This is a genomic window from Pseudomonas sp. UMAB-08 (genome assembly GCF_900095225.1).
GTDB lineage: Bacteria > Pseudomonadota > Gammaproteobacteria > Pseudomonadales > Pseudomonadaceae > Aquipseudomonas.
In genome coordinates, this window is the sequence record NZ_LT607417.1 from 66,536 (window position 1) to 88,645 (window position 22,110).

Genomic DNA, 22,110 nt, shown 5'->3' on the forward strand with positions numbered 1-22,110 from the left:
AGACGGATAGAACACCAGGCGCAACTCTACCGGGGCATTTGAATGCCCCTATAAAGCAAACGCCAGAGCCGATCAGGCCTGACGCTGGTGCTTGTCGATTTGCTCGTGACGTTCTTGAGCTTCGATGCAGTACTTAGTGGTCGGGCTGATCAGCAGGCGCTTGAGGCCAATCGCCTCGCCGCTGTCTTCGCACCAGCCAAAGCTGTCGTTGCCAATTCGTTCAAGGGCCATTTCCAGCTGAGGAAGCATGCGCTGATCACGATCGATCACGTTGACCAACCAGTGGCGCTCTTCTTCGACCGACGCCGCATCAGCAGGGTCGGAAGGCGTGTCCAGGCTTTCGATAGCGATACGACTCTGCTCGATTCGCGCATGGATCTCGACTTTCATGCCTTGCAGCAGCTCGACGAAGAAAGCGTGCTGCTCGGCATTCATGTAGTCATCGGCCGGCATCGCCAGCAACTTGTCCTTTGTCATTGATTTCTCTATAAAAAATACGTGCATTAAGGCGAATTAAGGAGCGGTTCAGCGTTGCCGAAAAAGCGCCATCGTCTCCAAGGGCCACCTGACACTCAATTTATGAGGGGCGGCAGTCTAAGGCCGGCGTGTTGACTCAGCAACATAATTGACGCGAATTTGCTCAACTAGTCGCGTAAGGAAACAGAAAAGGGCCCAGAAGGGCCCGTTCGTCGGCGAAAGCACTGTCCCTGACACGCCGCAGCGCCCCATTCGTCGGCACTGACTCAGCGTTTTATTTTGCGTTTGTTGCGGTATTGGTCGATCACCACCGCGACCACAATGATCAATCCCTTGATGATGTCCTGGATATAAGCGTCGACGCCGACGAACGTGAATCCGCTGGCCATGACCCCCAGGATCAACGCACCGATCACGGTTCCGGTGATGCGCCCCACGCCTCCGGCCAGGCTAGTGCCGCCGATCACCGCAGCAGCGATTGCGTCCAGCTCGTAAGACATGCCCATACCGGCCTGCCCCGTTGCCGCCCGCGCCGAAGCCACCACCCCCGCCAGCCCGGCCAACAAGCCCGCGATGCTGTAGACGATGATCAAGTGCCGTTTGACGTTGATCCCCGACGTTCGCGCCGCCTGCATGTTGCCACCGATGGCGTAGGTATATTTACCGTATTTGGTATAACGCAAGGCGATGTGAAAAATCACCGCGACTACCAGGAAGATGATGACCGGCATCGCCCCCTGACCGATGGCGGTGTACGAATCCGACAGCATGCTCACCGGCTGGCCTGACGTGTAGAAACGCGCCACCCCGCGCGCCGACACCATCATGCCCAGGGTCGCAATGAACGGCGGAATCCCGGTGATGGCAATGATGCTGCCGTTGATCGCCCCTGCCAGCAGCCCCACCCCCAGCCCCGCGACTATCGGAATCCACACTGGCAGATCGGTGAGCGATGGGAACACAGCCCGGGTAAAGTCCGAGGTTTGCGCCAGACTGGCAGCGATCATTGCCGACAGCGCCAGCACCGAACCCGAGGATAAATCGATACCGGTGGTAATGATGACCTGGGTCACGCCGATGGCCAGCAAACCAATGATCGACACTTGCAGGACCATCAACACCAGACGCTGGGAGTTAAAGAGAAAGCTCTGATCGCGAACGATCCAGCCAAATACTTCGAAGACCAGACCGATACCGATCAGCACCAGAAAAATGCTCAATTCAGTGGGCAAGCGTCGCTTCGATTTGACCGCCGCTACGGTGGGTTTATTTTCCAGAATCGCGTTCATTGCGGTTAATCCTCATGGTCTGCTGCGTGCTGACCCGCTAGTGAACAGAATGACCAGAGGCGAGGTGCATCACTCGCTCCTGGGTCGCTTCGCTACGGTCGAGCATGCCCATCATCTCGCCCTCATGCATGACCATGACCCGGTCACTCATGCCCAGAACTTCGGGCAACTCCGAGGAAATCATGATGACCGCCATGCCTTCGCTGGCCAGATAGGAAATCAATCGATAGATCTCCACTTTGGCGCCGACATCGATGCCACGGGTTGGCTCATCAAGGATCAGCACCCGTGGATTGGTCATCAGCCAGCGTGCAAGCAGAGCTTTTTGCTGGTTGCCACCGGACAAGGTGTCAATGCACTGTTCCAGCGACGGGGTTTTCACCCGCAGTTTCTTGCACATGTCCTCGCACAACGTGCGCAGGGCTTTTTGCTGGATAAACCCGCCACCGGCGTAGTGCGGCAACACCGCCATTTCCATGTTTTCCAGCACTGACAGGCAGGGAAACAGGCCGCTGAGCTTGCGATCCTCAGTCAGCAGGCCGAAGCCTTTTTCGATGGCCAGGTGCGGGTCACTAATACGCACGCTGACGCCGTCGAGCTGAATATCACCGCCGTCACTGGGGGTGATACCAAAAATGGTTTCCGCGATATTGGTCCGCCCGGAACCCATCAGCCCGGCGATCCCCAGAATTTCGCCCGCGTGCAGATCAAACGAAACGCCCTGGAACACCCCATCCAGACGTAGATTGCGCACTGACATCAGCAGGTCGCCAATCGGCTTTTCACGTACCGGGAACAACTGGGTCAGCTCACGACCGACCATCATTGAAATCAGGCTGTCACCATCCATGCTGTCAGCACGCTGCAGGCCGATATAAGCGCCATCGCGAAACACCGCCACTTCATCGGCGATGCTGAAGACCTCGTTCATTTTATGGGTGATATAGATGATGCCCTTACCCTGCGCCTTGAGGTCGGCAATGATCGAGAACAGGTGGGCGACTTCCTTGTCGGTAATGGCCGACGTCGGTTCATCCATGATCAGAATGTCGGAGTCGTAAGACACCGCCTTGGCGATCTCCACCATCTGCCGCTCGGCGATGCTCAGGTTGCCCACCAACTCCTCCGGATCGAGATTGATGCGCAAACGCTCGAGCAAAGCGGCGGTGCAGCGGAACATTTCCCGGTGATCAATCATGTGCAGGCCATTGAGTTGCTCACGGCCGATCCAGATGTTTTCGGCGATGCTCATGTGCGGCATCAGGTTGAGTTCCTGATGGATCATCGCGATCCCGGCCTGCAACGCGGCCAGCGGTGTGTCGAAGCTGACGGGTTTGCCACGCAGGCGCAGCTCGCCGTCGTCGGGCTGGTAGATCCCGGCGATGATCTTCATCAAGGTGGATTTACCAGCGCCGTTTTCGCCCATCAACGCCAGCACCGAACCGGGGCGCACGCGCAGTTGCACATTGGACAGGGCCAACACGCCGGGGAAGCTTTTGCTGACGTTGATGATTTCCAACAGATAGGGCACATCGGCAGTATCGGTCGCAGCAGCGCCAGCCGATCGATCGGCCCTGGCGGTACTCGAAGCAGTAGCTGAAGCAAACATGTGACAGGCTCCTCAAGCGACATTCTTATTTTTGGGAAGAGGCAAAAGAGCTGCTATTTGAACGAATCGGCATTTTCCGGGGTGATCAAGCGATAAGGCACCCAGACGGCTTGTTCCACTGGCTCGTGCCTGGCCATTTTCACTGCAGTGTCGATCGAGCCATCGGCCTGGCCCTTGGCATCCTGGAACACCGACATGGTCAGCGTGCCTTTCTTCACCGCGTGCAAGCCATCAGGCGCGCCGTCGATACCCGCGATCAAGACCGAGCCCTGTTCAACGCCCGCCTGTTTGAGTGCCATGGAAGCGCCAATCGCCATTTCGTCATTGTTGGCGACAACCGCGTCGAACTTTTTGCCCTGGGTAATCCAGTCGTTGCTCAGGTCCATGCCCTTCTGACGCAGCCACGTGCCGGTCTGCTCTTGGGTAATCTTGATGTCCGGATAATTGGCGAGCACCTCTTTAACGCCTTTGGTGCGGTTCTGGGTGGAGTTGTTCGCCAAATCCCCCAGCAGGATCACAATATTGCCTTTGCCCCCCATTTTGTCGGCCAGGTACTGCATCTGCATCTGACCGGCCTCCAGGTCATTGGAGGCGACCGTGACCACGCCCTTGGGCAGGTTCAGATCATCGGGTCTTCGGTTGACATAAACCAGCGGGATACCGGCCTTGACCGCAGCGGCGGTAATTTTTTGGGTGGCGGCGGTGTCCACCGGGTTGACCACAATGGCGTCGACTTTCTGGCTGATGAAGTTCTCGACCTGACTCAACTGTTTGACCACGTCGCTGCGGGCGTCTTCGAATTGCAGACTGACGCCGTCCGGCATCGACTTGGCTTTTTTATCCATGAATTCGCGCAAGTAGGTGAGCCAGGTATCGTCGAACTGCGACATGCTCACGCCAATTTTCAAATCGGCCAGAGCGGCCCCGCTACTGAGCATCAGGGCCAAGGCAAGAGAGGTGAAGCGAATCCTGGTTTTCATGATCGGTCTGTCTCCAAATGTTGGTTTTGTTGTATGGATAACCTGGAAACGACTCTATTGGAAAATAATTTCTATATCAATAAATTTTAGAATATTTTTATATTTTCATTTTAACTGCAGAAACAACCGGGCCATCAAACCGATAGATCCACCACCCGCCCCTGTTCAGCACTTAAACGGGCTGCATCCAGTACCACTGCCGACGCCACCGCATCACGCGGATCGACCGGGTTTGCCCCCCTGCCCTCAACCGCGTCCTGTAATTGGCGATAAAACGCGTCCCAGCAACCGCGCTCGGAGGGGATGCGTTCACGCTGCGCGCCTTGCTCGAACCAGCCCCAGCGTCGATGCTCCTCGACGCCCCAGCTGCCGCCTTCGCTTTTGGGTGACAAACCGGCCAGCGAGGCCGCTTCCTGCCCGTCCAGACCTTCGACGCTGTAACAGCCCGCTGATCCGCTGACCCGAAAGCGCGGCCCAGGGCAGTTCTGCAAACAGCTGCCCCACAGGTGCGAAACCACACCACTGGCATGGGTTAGAGAAACAAAAAAGGCGTGATCGAGCAGTGTGTCCTGGGTGGCGAAATCCAGCTCGGCATAGACCCGTGATACCGGCCCAAACAACAACAGCGCCTGATCCACCAGATGGCTACCCAAATCACGCAGCATCCCGCCGCCGCTCACCTTGCCCACCGATTTAGGCGAGTAGCGTTCGACCCTGGATTCGAATCGGCTAATGTCGCCCAACACGCCGTTGTCGATCAGTTTGCGCACCGTCAGGAAGTCGGAATCCCAGCGCCGGTTCTGATAGACGCTCAGCAACACGCTCTTCTGCTCTGCGGCCTGGACCAACTCACGGGCCTGCGCCGCATCGCTGGCAAAGGGTTTGTCGCTGACCACCGCCACGCCCAGCCCGATCGCCTCGAGGATCAACGCCCTGCGCGATGCCAATGGCGTGGAAATCACCACGGCATCGATGCCGCTGGCAACCAGCTCGGCGAGCGTATCGAACGACGCCACTTTGGGGTGGTCCTGCGCCAGCTCCCGACGCCGCTCCGGCGAACGGGTCACCACGCCGACGAACGTCGCACCGGGCAAACTGGCGATCAAAGGCGCGTGAAAATAGCGCCCACCCTTGCCATATCCCACTAATCCAATGCGCATCGGGTTCTCCTGTTGATGGCGGCTTCTATTTCAAATACTGCGGTGTTTGAGGCACCGCTTTCGCGAAGGCGATCTATCAGACATAAAAAGCTGGACGATCCGCCAAGCTCACCGGGACGATAGCACCGCTGTTCTGTGCTTCGATGCAGGCATCTGCGGTGACCGCCGCCGCATAGCCGTCCCAGGCCGAAGGTCCGCCGACCTGGCCTGCCCGTACGCCATCGATAAACGCCTGCAATTCGACGTCATAGGCAGCGATGAAGCGGTCCTTCCAGTCCATCAGGATCGCCGTGGACAGCTTCGCTCCGCTGCGCAGTTGCACTTGCGAAGGCTCCGGCAGTCGAGCGATGCCGGTCTCACCGACCACTTCGCACTGAATGTCATAACCGTATTGGCAATTAACGAACACTTCGACATCGATGCGCGTGCCTTTGGCGGTTTCCAGCAGAACGATCTGCGGGTCCTTGAGGTGAGCAAAAGCCTTACCGGACTTGCGCGGGAACACTACCTGCACCGACACATAGTCATCATCGAGCAACCAGCGCAGCACATCGATCTCGTGGATCAAGGTATCGGTGATCGCCATGTCAGTCTTGTAGTTTTCGCCGACGGTCGGGTTGCGATGGGCGCAGTGCAGCATCAAGGGTTCGCCGATCTGACCACTGTCGATGACCGATTTCAGGGCGCGATAGCCTTCATCGTAAGGGCGCATGAAACCGACCTGAACCAGTCGTTTGCCATGGGCGATTTCGGCCTCGACGATCCGCCGACAGCCTTCAGCGGTTACTGCCAAAGGCTTCTCGCAGAATACCGGCTTGCCAGCAGCAATTGCGGCAAGCACGAACGCTTCATGGCTCGGCCCCCAGGAGGTAACCAGCACCGCCTCGACTTCCGGCGACTGGATCAGTGCGTGCCCGTCGGCATACACCTCGGCCGTCAGGTTCAGGTCGCGGGCGACCTTGGCGGCCTGCTCCAGATTGATATCGGTCAGGGCCACGACCTGACTGCCCAACAGGGTCTGGCTGCAACGTCGGATGTGGTCCTGGCCGATTGCCCCGGTGCCGATTACGCCTAATTTCAATGCCATGTCAGTACTCCCTTGGATGTGTTTCAGGTCGCTGAAGGGGTTCTCAGTATTTGCGGGCTTTCGCCAATTCTTTATTCAGCTTTTCGAAGACCTGAGCCGTCGTGCCTTTGGTCGAGACTTCGGCCACCCCCACCCGCCACCAGGACAGGTATTTGTGGATCATGGTCTTGGGCAGAACCTTGATGTCGATCAGCGTCGACACGCTTTGTTTCTGCGCATCGATCAGTGCCGCTTCCAACTCAGGAAGGGTAGTCACCTTGTAGGTCTTGCAGCCGTAGGCCGCCGCGCTCATGGCGAAATCCACCGGCACGAAGTCGCCATCCAGCTTGCCGGTTTCCGGGTTACGGAAGCGGAATTCGGTGCCGAAGCTGTCCATCCCGTGTTCCATTTGCAGGTTGTTGATGCAGCCGAAGGTCATGTTGTCGAGCAGGATGACGTTGACCTTGCGCCGCTCCTGAATCGACGTCGCCAGCTCCGAGTGCAGCATCATGTAAGAGCCGTCGCCGACCAGTGCATAGACCTCTCGCTGCGGCTCGGCCAGCTTGACCCCCAACGCGGCATTGACCTCGTAACCCATACACGAATAGCCGTATTCGACGTGGTAGGTGTTAACCCCGGTGCTGCGCCAGGCGCGCTGCAAATCCCCCGGCAAACTGCCCGCTGCGGCAACGATCACCGCGTCGCTGGGCAGGCTCTGGTTGAGCACACCCAGCACCCGGCTTTGGGTCAGGCAGGAGCCGGTCAACTCGATGAATTCGCGTAACACCGCGGGATCGAGGTGGTCGTTGATTTCCGGGACAAAATCCTGAGTCTGGTATTCGACCGCGTAGAGACGGTCCACTTCAGCCTCCAACTGCGCCCGAGCCTGTTGTGGCTGATCACCCCAGGCCGAGTGATAGCCACTTTCTTCCAGCGCTTCGGTCAACGCCTCCAATGCCACTTTGGCGTCGGCCAGCACTTGCACCCCGTCAAGTTTCTGCGCATCAAACGCACTGACGTTGAGGTTGAGAAACTGCACGTCAGGATTCTGGAACAGCCATTTGGAGGCGGTGGTGAAATCGCTGTAACGAGTGCCGACGCCGATGATCACATCTGCTTCCTTGGCCAACAGGTTAGCGGCCAACGAGCCTGTTTCACCCAAGCCACCGAGGTTCAGCGGATGCGCCGAGACGATGGCGCTTTTACCGGCCTGGGTTTCGGCGAACGGAATATCGAAGCACTCGGCAAACGCCTGCAACGCATCGGCCGCACCGGAGTAACGCACCCCGCCGCCACACACCAGCAACGGTTTGCGTTTGCCTTTGAGCAATGCCAATGCATCGCCGAGCATGGCGTCACTGGCCGGGCGACGGTCGATGCGGTGCACACGTTTTTGCAGGAAGCTGTCGGGATAGTCATAGGCTTCTGCCTGTACATCCTGAGGCAGCGCCAGGGTGACGGTGCCGGTTTCAGCAGGATCAGTCAGCACGCGCATGGCGTTGAGCGCCGCGCTCATCAACTGTTCGGGACGGTTGATCCGGTCCCAATACTTGCTCACTGCCTTGAACGCATCATTGGTGCTGATGCTCAGGTCGTGAAACTGCTCGATCTGTTGCAGCACCGGGTCCGGCTGACGGCCGGCATAGACATCGCCCGGCAATAGCAGCAGCGGGATGCGATTGGCGGTGGCCGTGGCAGCCGCTGTCAGCATGTTCGCGGCACCCGGCCCGACCGATGACGAACAGGCGTAGATCTTGCGCCGCAGGTTCTGCTTGGCGAAACCGATGGCGGCGTGGCACATGCCCTGTTCATTGCGGCCCTGATGGACGATCAACTGGCCGCTGTCCTGCTCCAGCGCCTGGCCGATGCCCAGCACATTGCCGTGCCCAAAGATGGTGAAAATCCCGGCGACGAATTTACTCTGAACCCCGTCGACTTCGACGTACTGGTTATCGAGAAACTTCACCAGTGCCTGGGCCATGGTTAAACGTGTGGTTTTCATGTTCACACCTTGTTACTTAGGTGATGTTGACGTGTAGGAGCGCGCTTGCCCGCGATGGCGACTTATGGGGCGAAGAGAGGTGCCGAGTGTGCCGACGCCATCGCGCGCACACGATTTATTGAGCGGTCGGCATACTGAATTCGGGGCCGTTGGCGATGCTGTCGGGCCAGCGCTGCATCACGCTTTTGTAACGACTGTAGAAACGCAGTCCTTCTTCGCCATAGGCGTGGTGATCGCCAAACAGCGAGCGCTTCCAGCCACCAAACGAATGCCAGGCCATCGGTACCGGAATGGGCACGTTGATCCCGACCATGCCGACCTTGATCGTGCGGGCAAAAGCGCGAGCAATGCCGCCGTCACGGGTGAAGCACGACACGCCGTTGCCAAATTCATGGGCATTGATCAGCGCCACCGCGCTGGCGAAATCTGCTACGCGGACGATGCCCAGCACCGGACCGAAAATTTCTTCTTTATAGATGCTCATTTCCGGCGTGACGTTATCGAACAGTGTGGCGCCGACAAAAAAGCCCTGCTCAGCGCCCGGCACCGTGAAGTGGCGTCCATCGACGAGCAGTTGCGCGCCCTGCGCCACACCCTGATCGATGAAGCCTTCGACCTTGGCCTTGTGCACGTCGGTCACCAGCGGGCCCATGTCGATGTCGCTCTGCATGCCGTTGCCGACCTTGAGCTGATCAATCCGTGGCAGCAGCTTTTCAATCAGACGGTCCCCCACATCACCCACGGCCACCGCGATGGAAATCGCCATGCAGCGCTCGCCCGCCGAACCGTAAGCCGCGCCGATCAGTGCGTCGGCCGCTTGATCCAGGTCGGCGTCAGGCATGACGATCATGTGGTTTTTGGCCCCGCCCAAAGCTTGTACACGCTTGCCCCGGGAAGTCCCTTGTTGGTAGATGTACTCGGCAATCGGCGTCGAGCCGACGAAAGAAATCGCCTCGATGTCCGGGTGTTGCAGCAAGCCGTCAACCGCTACCTTGTCACCCTGCACCACGTTGAACACACCATCGGGCAGACCCGCTTCGGTGAGCAAACGCGCCATCAACAGGCTGGCCGACGGATCGCGTTCGGAAGGTTTTAGAATGAAAGCGTTGCCGGTAACCAGCGCCATGGGAATCATCCACAGCGGCACCATCACCGGAAAGTTGAACGGTGTGACCCCCGCACAAACGCCAAGTGGCTGACGCAGGTTCCAGTTATCGATGCCGCCACCGATGTTGTCGCTGAAATCGGTTTTCAACAGGCTCGGTGCACCACAGGCGAACTCGACGATTTCGATCCCGCGCGTCACTTCGCCCTTGGCGTCGGAGAACACCTTGCCGTGTTCGCGGCTGATGATTTCCGCCAGTTCGTCGTGGTGCTGATCAAGCAGCTCCTTGAACTTGAACATCACCCGCGCACGGCGCAGGGACGACTGGTCGGCCCAGGCCGGGAACGCCGCCAGCGCAGCAGCGACGGCCTCGTCCACGGTTTTCAAGGTTGCCAATGCAACCCGTGCCTGCACGCTGCCGGTCGCTGGGTTAAACACGTTACTGTATCGCTCGCTGGCGCCGTCTTGGACCTTGCCATTGATGTAATGGCCGATAACCGGGGACTCGCTCATGCCGCTGCTCCTCGCACTCAATTCAATCAATAAAAAACAGGATCAAAGATCCAGCAGCCAGCTGTGCTGAGGATCGTTATGAAATTGCCAAACGCGCTTCGGCCCAGCCATGACGTTCAGGTAATAGGACGCGTAGCCATACGGCACACTGACCGGGTGATAACCCTTGGGTACGGTCACCAGATCGTTGTTTTCCACGGCCATCGCCTGATCGATGCTGCGATCGTCGGTGTACACGCGCTGGAACACGAAACCCTGAGGTGGGTTGATCTGGTGGTAATAGGTTTCTTCCAGAAAGCTTTCGTGCGGCAGGTCGTCCTGATCGTGTTTATGCGGTGGATAACTCGACGAATGCCCGGATGGCGTGCGCACCTCCACTACCAGCAACGAATGCGCCGGCTCGGTATCGGGAAGGATGTCGCAGACATAACGGGTGTTGGCCGCCTTGCCACGCGTGCTGCGTTTCATGCTGTCTGGGGTGATCAAGCGCGCAGACAGGTTTTTCGTCACATCGCCAGGGGCCGCGCAGACCGCGACTTGTGCGGCGCTGAGCGCGGTGATCTGCGCTTGGCTATGAGGCGGCAGGTACACCGCAAACGGCGATTTGTCTTCGAAGACCGACTTGCGATCTCCGATATTCTCCCACTGGAAACCACCCTGCCCCGGCGCCTCCCCCTTGATGCTGACCCGCCCACTGAGCAGGACCAGACACAGCTCCTTGTCCCCGGCACTCACCGGCAGGCTTTCGCCGACCGTCAGACGATAGGCGGCGAAGCCCACGTACTCCAAAACGCCGGCCCCGAGTTCAACCATGGTGCGGCCTTCACGCTTGCTTTTGACCAACAGGTTCATTGTCCGGCGCTCCTTTTCTGAGCGCTGGTCAGCAGACCGCGCAACGTCTCGTAGCCTTTTTTGGCGTAGATGTAACTCGGGGCGACAGCCGGATCCTGCTCGGCCTCGACCACCAGCCAACCGCTGTAGTCCGCAGCCAACAGCACATCGAGCAACGCGGCGAAGTCGATATCGCCATCACCGGGCACGGTAAAGGTGCCGTTGATGATGCAGTCGGGGAAACTCCACAGGTTGTTGCGCGCCAGTTGCACCACCGGCTTGCGCACGTCCTTGAAGTGCACGTGGCAAATGCGCTGTATGTGCTTTTTCAGCACCTGCAACGGCTCGCCGCCGCCCATGTAGCAATGGCCCGAATCGAACAACAGCCCAACTTCATTGCCGGTCAGGACCATCAACTTATCGATATCTTGCGGCGATTCGACGTAAGCACCCATGTGGTGGTGATAGGCCAGACGTACACCTTGGGACAAGGTGAAACGGGCCAGCTCGGTGAGTTTGTCGGCGTATTCCTGCCAGGCCTGATCGCTGTGAAATCGCGGCCGTTCAACCAGAGGGATGCGCTGGCCTTGAATCGAGTCAGCCACCTCGCCGTACACTAAAACCTTGGCGCCGTTTTCGGCGAGCAACTGAACGTGACCGGCGATGGACTCGATTTCCTCCGCAACGGAACGCTGGGCCAGGCGGCTGGAGTACCAGCCAGACACCAGCGCCAGATTGTAAGGGCGCAACACGTCGCCGACACCCTTGGCGTCCTTGGGGAACTTGCCGTTGAGTTCGAAACCTTCGTAGCCGATCTCCTTGCCTTCGCTCAGGGCTGTGCTCAAGGGTGTTTCGCCGCCGAGGGCAGGCAGGTCGTCGTTGCTCCAGGAGATGGGATTAATGCCAATCCGGATCGCCGAAGGGCCAGAGGGAGAGCGCGTGGAAGCGGGCATGGCTGCACCTTTTTTTGTTTTCAACTGACAGATTTCAGATCACAGCGACGGCGTCAGGCTCGTGCCTCACGCCAGGACTCGATCAAGAGCACAAAGGTGCCTTGCACGCGGCTGATCAAGGTCGCGTCGTCGATTTCGCCGGCCATCCAGGCTCGACTTGGCTCCTGAAAGATCGTCCGCCCCACGGCAAAACCCCGGCAGCTGCTGCTGTGGCGAGCTTGTTTGAAGCCATTGGCCAACGCTTCAACAGGCGCGTTCAGGCCCAGCAGCACCACCCCTCGACAATAAGGATCACGCTCGCGGATCAACTCATCGAGTTGCTGCCAGACCTCAGCGGTCTGCGCTTCGATCTTCCACCAGGCCGGGAAAATCCCCAGGTTGTACAGGCGCTTCAGCGCGCGATAGAGCACGTCGGGATAGCTGGACGGATGATCTTTGGGTGGGATTATTTCTAATAGCAGTTCGTGCCCGCTGGCCTGTGCGGCCTGGTACAGCCCCATGAGCTGCGCCTCCTGCTCCAGACGCAGCAGCGGTTCGTCATCAGGATGAAACTGCACCAGGCATTTGATGATGTGTTCCTGAGGCCAGTTCAGCAGATTGCTGCCTATCGAACGACCATGTTCGAACATCAGCGGCCGTGAGCCCTGCACCTCCACTGGGCGGGCGACCCACCAGCCACGGCCGGTCGCGGCGTTCAGTGAGTCCTGACCAAAACGCTGATCAGCCAACAGCCCGACATCGGCTTCAATGCCCCGCTGTTTCAAATCGATGTCGACCCGCTCTACCGCCTGAATAAATAGCTGCTTGAGCTGACCAATGCTGCTCAGGTCACGACCGGCTTTCTGCGCCAGCTCCACCAGTTGCCCACGATGATCGAAGGCGAAAATAAACAGCTGCTTCCATTGCTTACGCGGCACGCTGACCTGATGCAGGCGCTGCAACACCGGGTCCTGATCCGGGCGAGTAATCGGCACTGGGCTGTTGAACAGATAATCGAGTTCCGCCACGGTCGGCATGGCGGGTGCGCAGGCATGCCGGGACACCACCAGTCCCCCGCAGGCATTGGCCAACTGGCAGCAACGCTCGTCGCTGGCATCGTTCAGCCAACCTTTCAGGTAGCCCGACATGAAGGCATCGCCGGCACCGAGAACGTTCAGTACTTCAACCCGCACGCCGGGGTAGATCGCGCCGTCTTCCAGACGGGCCGGAATCACCCCGTGAATCACCGTGCAGCCTTGCGGGCCGAGCTTGACCACCAGTGTCGCGGCCGTCAGACCCCGCACAGTGCGCAGGGCACTGACCAGATCGCTGGAACCGCCCGCCATCAAAAACTCTTCTTCTGTACCGACGATCAGGTCGAAGCGCGGCAGAATGCGCTGCACATGCTGGCTGACCTTTTGATCGGCGACGAACCGGGTTTCGCCGTCGGACTTGCCTGCCAAACCCCACAGCACCGGGCGGTAGTCAATATCGAGGATGCGTTTGACGTTGTGTTTTTCGGCGTAATCCAGTGCCTGGCTACTGGCCTTGAACACCTGATCAGTGGAGAAATGGGTACCGGTGATCAACAGGGCTTTGCTGGAGGCGATCAGCGCTTCACTGACGTCTTCGCTGCGCAGCGCCATGTCCGCGCAGTTTTCGCGGTAGAACACCAAAGGGAAGGTTTCGCGGTCCTTGAGGCCCAGCAGAACCAGGGCAGTCAAGCGCTCCGGATCGACCTTGACCCCGCTGACGTCACATCCTTCCCGGACCAGGGATTCGAGCAGGAAGCGGCCCATATGGTCGTCGCCGACCCGGCTGAGCATGGCGGATTTAAGCCCCAAACGAGCCGTGCCAAAGGCGATGTTCGCCGACGAGCCACCGAGGTATTTGGCAAAACTGCTGACATCCTCCAGCCGCGCACCGACCTGCTGCGCATAAAGATCGACGCCGAGGCGTCCGAGGCAAATCAGATCCAATTGACGCCCACTGGCAAAACGAGTCTGGCCCATGCTGGCTCCTGTTATTTTTATCAGCCTGCGTTGCGCGCCGAGGTTGCGCGAAACGCTCTTGGTGGGTGCAGACTAGAACGTCTACCGGCGCCGATCAATATTTATTCTATAAAATATTTATGTGGAATATTTTTTCCAATATGCTTTGGTGTAATGGCACTTCGTGCTAAACAGGCGAGGATATAACTCGTAACCCCCTGTAAACTGCGCAGTCTATTGTCAGGGGCACAGAGCCGGTTCTTTCGGCGCGCAATGCCTTATAAGAGCAAGCCAGAAGGATTGAATCGTATGCCCAGCACTGATCAGCACCCGTTGCCCGAAAACAGCGCCGACACGCCTCCAGCGAACGCCGAAGGTCTGCTCAAGCTGATCACCGCTGAATACGAAAACCTGCCGCGCCAGCTCAAGCGCATCGCGACCTACATGAGCCAGCAAAGCGACCGGATCATGGTCGACCGCATCAGCGATATCGCCCGCGAATGCGAAGTGCATCCATCGGCCATCGTGCGTTTTTCCCAGCGGTTCGGTTTCAGTGGCTTCAGCGAAATGCAGGCGCTGTTTCGCGAGGCCTATACCCACAAGACCACCCCGGTTCAGAACTACCAGCAGCGCATTCGCAGCATGATCGCCAACAAGTCGCAGAAAGCCAGCGGCGGCGATCTGGCACGTGACTGTGTGAATGCCACGCTGTCCGGGCTGGAGCGCCTGGGCGCAGAACTGGATGACGAAGCCTTCGACAAAGCGGTTGATCTGGTGGTCAACGCCGACAATATCTATGTGGTCGGTGTACGCCGGTCCTTCGCGGTCGCCGACTACCTGGTGTACAACCTGCAGCACACCGACAAGCGTATCCACCTGATCTCAGGCCTGGGCGGCAGCTATCGCGAACAAATGCGCAGCGTGCGCGCCAACGACCTGGTCATCGCCATCAGCTTCACGCCCTATGGCAAAGAAACCCAACACTGCCTGCGTATCGCCCAGCACAATCAAGCCAAGACCCTGATCATTACCGACAGCAACCTCTCCCCCTTGGCCAAACGCGCCAACGCAATATTGCTGGTCAACGAAGGCAGCTCCTTCGCCTTTCGCTCCCTGAGCGCAACGCTGTGCTTGTGCCAGGCGTTATTCATCGCCGTGGCTTATCGGCTGGAGCTGAAAGTCGATCAGATACATGAACAGGTAGGGTTTGAGGATTAGGGTCGAGCAACGGCCGACAGGTCCAGGGCACCCGTTATTCGCAACCTATCCAAAACAACAGCATGCAATTCAAACGAATATAAGTTGTACAAAAATAAAATTATGTACAACTAGTTACAGCTTTTTAGACCAAAATACGTATGATGGCCTTCTAGCATAACCCCATGTAAGAGGGCTTCTGTTCGCCACATTGGCTACGGACCAGGCGCTTTTACTCATGCCTTTTTTCCTGAGCCAGGTGCAGCATGCTATTTTCGTCACGTAAAAAAGCTATACAGGATTTGCAGCAAATCATTGCCCAGCAAGCCAGTCTGCTGCAGGCCATCGACCGCTCCATGGCGATCATCGAGTTCGACTTGAACGGCATCGTGCTCAGCGCCAACGACAATTTTCTCAGCACCCTGCGTTATCGACGAGAGGGTGTGATCGGTAAAGAACACCGATTGTTCTGCACTTACGAATACGGTCAAAGCGACGAATACACGCAGCTGTGGTCACGTCTGCGGGCGGGGGATTTTGTGTCCTCGACCTTTCGCCGCGTCGCAGGCGATGGGCAACCGGTCTGGCTCGAAGCCAGTTATAACCCGGTCAAGGACGCCACGGGCAAGGTGGTGAAAGTCGTCAAATATGCCCTGGACGTCACTCAGAAAGTCCAATTGGAAGCTGAAGCACGCAACAAGCTTCAGGCCATCGATCGCGCCATGGCAGTGATCGAGTTCGATCTGGATGGACGCGTTCTCGCCGCCAATGGAAACTTCCTGAAACTGGTGGGCTACACCCTGACTGAACTGCTAGGCAAGCATCACCGAATGCTGTGCCCGCCCGAAATGATCAACAGTGATGAGTACGCGGATTTCTGGCGACGCTTGAACACCGGTGAATTTTTCAGTGGCCAATTCAAGCGGGTTGGCAGGCGCGGCCAGACCCTCTGGATGGAGGCCAGTTACAACCCGGTGTATGACGCCAGCGGCAAATTGTGGAAGGTGGTCAAATTTGCCTCCGATATCACCGCACGCATCGAACAACATGAACAGGATGCCCGTAGCGCCGCGCAGGCGTTTCACATCTCGGTCGAGACACAGAAAGTTACCGAGCAAGGCTCACAAGTGATTCAGCAGGCCGCCATTGAGATGCGTCAGATATCCCTGAACATCGAGGACTCCTCCCGGATCATCACCCAGCTGGGCGAACGCTCGGACCAGATCAGCGCCATCGTTAATACCATCCGCAGCATCGCCGACCAAACCAATTTACTGGCCCTCAACGCAGCCATTGAAGCCGCGCGGGCCGGGGATCAGGGGCGAGGTTTCGCAGTGGTTGCCGACGAAGTCCGGCAACTGGCAGGACGTACCAGTCGCTCCACCGCAGAAATATCAGACATGATTCAGGTGATCCAGAGTGAGACACAGCTGGCCATCGACAGCATGAACAATACCCGGGCCACCGCCGCCAAAGGTGTTGAACTGGCCGATCAGGCTGGAGCGGTCATTGTGCAAATCAGCGACGGTACAAGCCACGCCGTGGATGCCGTGCGGATGTTTGCTCATCAGGATGTGGCGCGCTGAAAAAAGAGCGATTCAGCACCGCTAACCTGCCCCGCTCATCGGTTGCTTATCTTATTCGTTAAACCTTTTCGAGCGCATGACTTCCAATCCTTAGCGAGGCGCCAGGACCTCGCCACAGCACGCATCCATAGAGCGTGATCGTTTAGCCTTTCTGAGCCTTGTTGTTTATCCGTCTGAGGTATTCAAGCATGAAGCTCTCTTCTTCTGTCTTTCGAGCGACCGGTTTTGCGCTGTTACTCGGCATGGCCTGCGTGCCTGCCTATGCAGCTTCCCCGGCGGTCTTCGTTGACCACGCCTCGGCCAAAAGCATGGCGGAAATCCAGACCAGCCAACTGGCGCTGGAAAAGAGCCAATCCGAGGACGTGAAAAACTTTGCTCAACAGATGATTAAGGACCATACCGACGCCAACCAGAGACTGGCCACCGTCGCTAAAGCGTTGAAGGTACCGCTGGCGCGCGAAACCGAGCTGATGGATCGGGCCAAGAACATGATTCTTCAATACCGCGGCGCATCGTTCGACAACGCCTACGCCAACAACCAAGTGAAGGCGCATGAGGTCATTATCCAGTTGTTTGAAGATGAAATAAGGACGTCGCAGACGCCTGCACTCTCTGCCTTCGCCAAAGAGACATTACTCATGTTGCAGGAGCACCTGAAAATGGCGAAACAGCTCCAGGCTAAATACAACCAGTGAACTAGACCCGGTGTGCCCCTCACAGCCAAACCGTGCACGCCATGTGGCCCTATTCAACAGGGTCAAGCGCGGTCGAAGCCCTCTTCGCCTTCTCTCGACTGCCGCAGATACTCATCTGGCACCAGCGTCGACGACCATTTTTCGAGGTGTCGAGAAACAGCCAGTCGCAGGCGTGGGTTGAACAGAGTTTGAGCCGGGCCAACTCCGGAGATGTCAATAATGAAGCCGCCTGCACCGCCAAGCGACCGATCAGGCTTGCCATCATTTCTTCCAGCGTATTGCTACGACACCACCCCCATAGCGTAGCGCCCTCCACTGACTCCAATTGATGGTAAGGCGCTGCATCCACCAAGGCTTTATTGAGGGAAGCAAGGGCTGCGGGAGTTATCCGTTGCCCCTCGGCAATAGGGAAGAATAATTTATACAGCTGTTCGCGAAACGCGATCAGCTGCTGATAAGCACCGTTCTGCTCATAAGACGAAGCCGGCATCAATGTCAGAAAATGGTCGCGTTCGGCCGTACTGATCAAGTTCGCATGTTGAAACCAATAGATGATGTCTTCCAGGGTCAACAAGCTTTCGGCAACTTCGCTCAATGACGTTGCTGGTCGGCGACCATTGCAAGTGTTTAAAAAATCCAGCACCGCCATACCCCCCACCAAGCGAAGCGACTGTATCCTCATGAGACGAAGAGGCATGGCGAACTCCTGTCACTATTAAAAAAACAATAATGACAGAGAATAACGGCTTGCCCATTATTTTAGACGGAGCGTTCTAATGTTATGCCGAACGGCTCGATCAGCCCCGCAGACGCGTGCACATCCATGACACGATGATATCCACTGCCTCCTCGACGGTCACACAATCAGACGGTATATACAGTTCAGGGCATACCGGCGCCTCATAAGGCGAGTCAATCCCTGTGAAGTCACGAAGCTGTCCGCTCCTGGCTTTGCGATACAGCCCTTTGGGGTCTCGCGCCTCGACCACGCTCAAGGGCGCATCGACAAACACTTCGACGAATCGATCATTGCCAATGATCGAGCGAGCGTGATGACGTGAGGCCGAGGTCGGTGAGATCAGCGCCACAATAACCAGTAATCCCGCATTGACCATGAGTGCCGCAACTTCGGCAACACGACGAATATTCTCAAAGCGGTCATCCAGGGTAAATCCCAAATCTTTGCACAGACCGGTCCTGAGCGAGTCACCGTCGAGAACGCAAGAGGGACAACCGGCAGACTGGAGCACGCTGTACAACGCACCCGCAATAGTCGATTTCCCTGAAGCCGACAAGCCGGTTAACCACACGACAACGGAGGCCTGTTTGAAGTCGGTAATGTCCGGCTCGCTAACGGTGGAGGAAAAAAAGTTAAAGGTCGAAGTTGAGCCCACGCACTGAGTTTTCATGACGCACCGTCCCTGGTTTAGAGGTCAATCATTCGTAATGGATCAGTCGTTTTGGCGCACGTCAGGCAGCATGGCGACCACCACCAGTTGCACCAGCAGTAATATCGAAATGAACATGTAAAGGGGGGCGAACGAGCCCAGTACATCTTTGCAAACTCCCCCCAGAAAGTTGCCGCACACCCCGCCTAGTCCAATCAGCACATTGGCGATACCGAACGCTTGGGTCAGACGACCGACACCCACGATCTGGCCGATATACGTCGGCACCAGGCCGAAAACCGGATAGAACGCCAGGGCAAAAAGAAAGCCGGCAACATAAAAATAGCCCTCACTGTCAAAGTGATAGACGCACAGGCTCGCCACACAGGCGCTGGTGAAACACAGGATCAACGCCAGACGAGCGCCGACTCGATCAGCGATCCAGCCCACCAGAAAGCCGGCCGCCATACCCACCGCTCCAATGGTCGACCAGACCAGCCCTGCGGTGGAGGCGGAGAGGCCGAGCTCCTCGCGCATGAACGGGGCCAGGTAGGTTTGAAAGGGCAGCAGAGTCAGGCCATTGAGAAAAGCCACCAGCCACATCATATAGAGGGGGCCGCTCAGCCATTTCTGATCGCCCTGCTCGACAACCGATTGCTCGCTCGTCGGGATGGCCGGTGACGGCGTGTTGCGCAGTAAAAAGTAAGCCAGGACGCATAATGCCAAGGACACCAGACCGGCAGTCAGCCAGATATTTCGCCAACCACCCAGCAAGGTGAGTGAGCTGACCAACAAACCATTGATGAACACCCCGTAACTGGTACCACTGGAAATCAACCCCATGACGCGTGCGCGCTTGTTCGCCGCGAAGCTTTTGGTCACGATCTCTGCCAGCGGGATATAGGCCGATGCTGAACAGCCGCCGAGCAGTATCAACAATGCACCCGACAACCAGATGTTGTTGCTAACGGCCAAACCCAATAGCGACAGGGCTGTGACAAGGGTCGAATAGAGGCTTATTTTCCACCCCTGAAAAAATCTCCCGAGGTAGCTGGTCAGAACCGAAAAGCTCAAAAACCCTAACTGCGCGCCCCCGGTTATCAGGCCCACGGCGGTATAGCCGAAACCCAGATCACGGCGCATATCAACCACCAGGCTGGCGAACAGGTACACGCCAAAACCATAGGTGCTGGCGACAAAACCTGTCAGCACGATTGCCAGAACAACCCCATTAACGCCCGGAGCCCGCGCACCTATCGCGTAAGTTGTCATTGAACTTTCCTTTCGACGTTGATGTTCTGCCGACGATTGAATACCTGTTACAGCGCGATGGCCGTATGAACAATGAAGTCACTGTTCATGGCATCGTAAATCGGTTTGAAATCGCCGTAGGATCGGGGACGACTGAACGTGGCCTGCTCTATTTCATCGCTTAGTTGTTGGGGAAGAATGGGGTACACCCGTAATCGGAAAGTGGCGCTATCACTGAAGGTGTACACAAACTCGCAGACATGGTCGCTCACCTCACCGATGCTCACATGAGCGGTTTTACCGCAGTAGTAATACCGACCGGACGCCTTGAATTTACCGGCCCGTATCGCCTGAAAGTTGCGCTGATCAATGATCAGCAAACCACCCGGATTCAATAGACTTCTGAAACGCTGGAGCACCTGATGTCGCGCCTTTTCATCGAACACGTGACACAGCGAGCTCCCCAGACAGACCACCGCATCGAATTTACCCAGGGCCTGACTGTCCAGCTCCAGCCAATCGGATTGGCGGATGGGAATACTCAAACCATGCCGACGAAAATTGACTTCAGCGCGCTTGACCATCGTCGGGCTGCCGTCACAGGCCACCACATGAAACCCCGCCTTGCGCAACTGCACTGCGTGAAAACCGCTGCCGGTGGAGACATCCAACACCTTGAAAGCGCCCGCCTTGCGCAGCAGATCGATGAAAAAAGTGCCCTCGCCTTCGGATCGCTTTTGCCAATCGATCAACTCGTCCCAACGACTGACAAAGTCATCGTCGTATTGATGAGCATAATCGGCGTCGGGATAGGCGCCGGAACCTGCTTTGGCTTCGGCAGCGTTAGTGCCGGCAGCATCATCTGTCACGGTAAACGTGGACATGGCTTGATTCCTTTCAAGAGGGGGGTTACCAGGCGCTATCCGCGTAGGCTTTGTATTTGTGTGCCAGTTCGACGGACCACTGGCGTGCATCGTGAAGTTTCATTTTGGGCATGGAAAAACCCAACAGCGTCTCCATAACGGCCATCTGCTCCGACTCGAACGTCACACTGGCGTCGGCGTCTATCGAGTGGATACCGTCCTGGCGTTGACAGCATTGGTTGATGGCAATGGCATCAGCCCGCGACACGCCACGGGGCAATGAAAGCAGCACCCGACCCTGGCCAATTTTTACCGGATACCCACCCGGCAGACCGTGCGGGCCGGGGGCGTGGGCTTCCACTTCTTCCGGGGAGAGAATATTGCTAATCACTGTGACTGCCGACGCGGCGGTCAGGAACTGTCCCGCCACCCCTCCCAAGCGCCGAAAATCCGTACGGACACACCGAAAAATTTCGGCATCCTGAAATTTTCCCGTCTGATCGGCCCCCTTGATGCTGTAGGACAACCTGTAGTTAGCCTCACTCGGTAACCCGCCGCGGGGGACGAAATGGCTGAAGTAATGTTGTGCGATAAGTTTGACCTGGACCTGATCCGGGGTGCACTCGTCGAGTTTGGCGATCGCTGAACGTATCGCCGGGACAAGATTGGCTACATTGCCGATACCGACATCAGGTGCCATGCCGACCTTGTCCAGCACGACGTTGACGGTATCGGGAAACGCAGCATTGATGGTCACTGACCTGACACCGGATTGCTTCACTGCGCGCATCAGGTCGTAAGCGGGCACGAGGTGCATCGGTAGCCAGGGGCCAAACTGCGCTTGATCCAGAGCAACAAAAAAAGGCGTGGGCAGCTCGGTGATGATTCGCCAGGACTGCAAGGTCGCGCAGTTGACGATGATATCGGGCCTGATCCGAGCGATGGATGCGGCCGTTCTGGGGATATCGCTCAGTTCCATCTCGATGGGGGTAATCGAACTGACCACGCCGAGTTGCAATGCCCCGAGACGTATCAGGTTGCACAACCCCGTGGTTTTCTCTAGGTTTCGGCTAGCAACGTAAAAGTGAAACGTGTCACGCGGGGCCAGTATCTGCAGGATCTGCAGACATAGATTGCCACCCCCGACGATGAGTAATTTTTTCCTGTGCATGGCC

Annotated in this window: 18 protein-coding genes and 2 pseudogenes; 4 read left to right on the forward strand and 16 right to left on the reverse strand. The window is 57.4% G+C overall.

The window, feature by feature from the left end; translation table 11 throughout:
- Positions 1 to 72: 72 nt before the first annotated feature.
- The 11 genes from K0F75_RS08245 to iolC all read right to left on the reverse strand — a co-directional run bounded on the left by K0F75_RS08245 (position 73) and on the right by iolC (position 13,976).
- Complete coding sequence (locus K0F75_RS08245) at positions 73 to 477, reverse strand: TraR/DksA C4-type zinc finger protein (RefSeq protein WP_219061387.1); 405 nt, start codon at positions 475 to 477, stop codon at positions 73 to 75.
- Between the two features lie 266 nt (positions 478 to 743).
- Positions 744 to 1,766: an ABC transporter permease gene (locus K0F75_RS08250; protein ID WP_219061388.1), complete on the reverse strand. Its 1,023-nt coding sequence runs from the start codon at positions 1,764 to 1,766 to the stop codon at positions 744 to 746.
- Positions 1,767 to 1,803: 37 nt separating this feature from the next.
- A complete protein-coding gene (locus tag K0F75_RS08255) occupies positions 1,804 to 3,375 on the reverse strand; it encodes a sugar ABC transporter ATP-binding protein (RefSeq protein WP_219061389.1) in 1,572 nt (523 codons plus the stop codon).
- Between the two features lie 53 nt (positions 3,376 to 3,428).
- A complete protein-coding gene (locus K0F75_RS08260; RefSeq protein ID WP_219061390.1) occupies positions 3,429 to 4,355 on the reverse strand; it encodes a sugar ABC transporter substrate-binding protein in 927 nt (308 codons plus the stop codon).
- A 134-nt stretch (positions 4,356 to 4,489) separates the two neighbouring features.
- On the reverse strand, positions 4,490 to 5,515 hold the full coding sequence (locus tag K0F75_RS08265; RefSeq protein ID WP_219061391.1) for a Gfo/Idh/MocA family protein: 1,026 nt from the start codon (positions 5,513 to 5,515) through the stop codon (positions 4,490 to 4,492).
- Between the two features lie 76 nt (positions 5,516 to 5,591).
- Positions 5,592 to 6,602 (reverse strand): Gfo/Idh/MocA family protein, encoded by a 1,011-nt coding sequence (locus K0F75_RS08270; RefSeq protein WP_219061392.1) that lies wholly within the window; start codon positions 6,600 to 6,602, stop codon positions 5,592 to 5,594.
- Between the two features lie 43 nt (positions 6,603 to 6,645).
- A complete protein-coding gene (gene iolD / locus K0F75_RS08275) occupies positions 6,646 to 8,583 on the reverse strand; it encodes a 3D-(3,5/4)-trihydroxycyclohexane-1,2-dione acylhydrolase (decyclizing) (protein WP_219061393.1) in 1,938 nt (645 codons plus the stop codon).
- 115 nt (positions 8,584 to 8,698) lie between these two features.
- On the reverse strand, positions 8,699 to 10,201 hold the full coding sequence (locus K0F75_RS08280; RefSeq protein ID WP_219061394.1) for a CoA-acylating methylmalonate-semialdehyde dehydrogenase: 1,503 nt from the start codon (positions 10,199 to 10,201) through the stop codon (positions 8,699 to 8,701).
- Between the two features lie 42 nt (positions 10,202 to 10,243).
- Positions 10,244 to 11,053 carry a 5-deoxy-glucuronate isomerase gene (gene iolB / locus K0F75_RS08285; RefSeq protein ID WP_219061395.1) on the reverse strand — a complete coding sequence of 270 codons (810 nt, stop codon included), beginning with the start codon at positions 11,051 to 11,053 and terminating at the stop codon, positions 10,244 to 10,246.
- Positions 11,050 to 11,985: a myo-inosose-2 dehydratase gene (gene iolE, locus K0F75_RS08290; RefSeq protein WP_219061396.1), complete on the reverse strand. Its 936-nt coding sequence runs from the start codon at positions 11,983 to 11,985 to the stop codon at positions 11,050 to 11,052. The genes iolB and iolE overlap by 4 nt, the downstream gene beginning before the upstream one ends.
- Before the next feature lie 53 nt (positions 11,986 to 12,038).
- Entirely contained in the window at positions 12,039 to 13,976 is a 1,938-nt protein-coding gene (gene iolC, locus K0F75_RS08295) for a 5-dehydro-2-deoxygluconokinase (protein WP_219061397.1), read from the reverse strand.
- Between the two features lie 288 nt (positions 13,977 to 14,264).
- Here iolC and K0F75_RS08300 point away from each other — a divergent pair, with 288 nt between their 5' ends.
- The 4 genes and pseudogenes from K0F75_RS08300 to K0F75_RS08310 all read left to right on the forward strand — a co-directional run bounded on the left by K0F75_RS08300 (position 14,265) and on the right by K0F75_RS08310 (position 17,433).
- Positions 14,265 to 15,173 carry a MurR/RpiR family transcriptional regulator gene (locus K0F75_RS08300; RefSeq protein ID WP_219061398.1) on the forward strand — a complete coding sequence of 303 codons (909 nt, stop codon included), beginning with the start codon at positions 14,265 to 14,267 and terminating at the stop codon, positions 15,171 to 15,173.
- 245 nt (positions 15,174 to 15,418) lie between these two features.
- Positions 15,419 to 16,192: pseudogene (locus K0F75_RS26190) on the forward strand (PAS domain-containing protein); the annotation flags it as partial.
- A gap of 108 nt (positions 16,193 to 16,300) precedes the next feature.
- A pseudogene (locus K0F75_RS26195) lies at positions 16,301 to 16,738 on the forward strand (methyl-accepting chemotaxis protein); the annotation flags it as partial.
- A gap of 188 nt (positions 16,739 to 16,926) precedes the next feature.
- On the forward strand, positions 16,927 to 17,433 hold the full coding sequence (locus K0F75_RS08310) for a DUF4142 domain-containing protein (RefSeq protein WP_219061400.1): 507 nt from the start codon (positions 16,927 to 16,929) through the stop codon (positions 17,431 to 17,433).
- A 49-nt stretch (positions 17,434 to 17,482) separates the two neighbouring features.
- Here K0F75_RS08310 and K0F75_RS08315 read toward each other — a convergent pair whose 3' ends face one another.
- From K0F75_RS08315 to K0F75_RS08335, 5 genes are all read right to left on the reverse strand, one after another.
- Entirely contained in the window at positions 17,483 to 18,082 is a 600-nt protein-coding gene (locus K0F75_RS08315) for a CGNR zinc finger domain-containing protein (protein WP_219061401.1), read from the reverse strand.
- Between the two features lie 148 nt (positions 18,083 to 18,230).
- Positions 18,231 to 18,842 (reverse strand): adenylyl-sulfate kinase, encoded by a 612-nt coding sequence (gene cysC, locus K0F75_RS08320; protein ID WP_219061402.1) that lies wholly within the window; start codon positions 18,840 to 18,842, stop codon positions 18,231 to 18,233.
- Positions 18,843 to 18,884: 42 nt separating this feature from the next.
- The gene (locus K0F75_RS08325) at positions 18,885 to 20,093 is read right to left on the reverse strand and encodes a nitrate/nitrite transporter (protein ID WP_219061403.1); all 1,209 of its coding nucleotides are present in this window, start codon (positions 20,091 to 20,093) and stop codon (positions 18,885 to 18,887) included.
- A gap of 47 nt (positions 20,094 to 20,140) precedes the next feature.
- The gene (locus K0F75_RS08330) at positions 20,141 to 20,956 is read right to left on the reverse strand and encodes a bifunctional 2-polyprenyl-6-hydroxyphenol methylase/3-demethylubiquinol 3-O-methyltransferase UbiG (RefSeq protein ID WP_219061404.1); all 816 of its coding nucleotides are present in this window, start codon (positions 20,954 to 20,956) and stop codon (positions 20,141 to 20,143) included.
- Between the two features lie 25 nt (positions 20,957 to 20,981).
- Complete coding sequence (locus tag K0F75_RS08335) at positions 20,982 to 22,106, reverse strand: hypothetical protein (protein ID WP_219061405.1); 1,125 nt, start codon at positions 22,104 to 22,106, stop codon at positions 20,982 to 20,984.
- Positions 22,107 to 22,110: the final 4 nt, after the last annotated feature.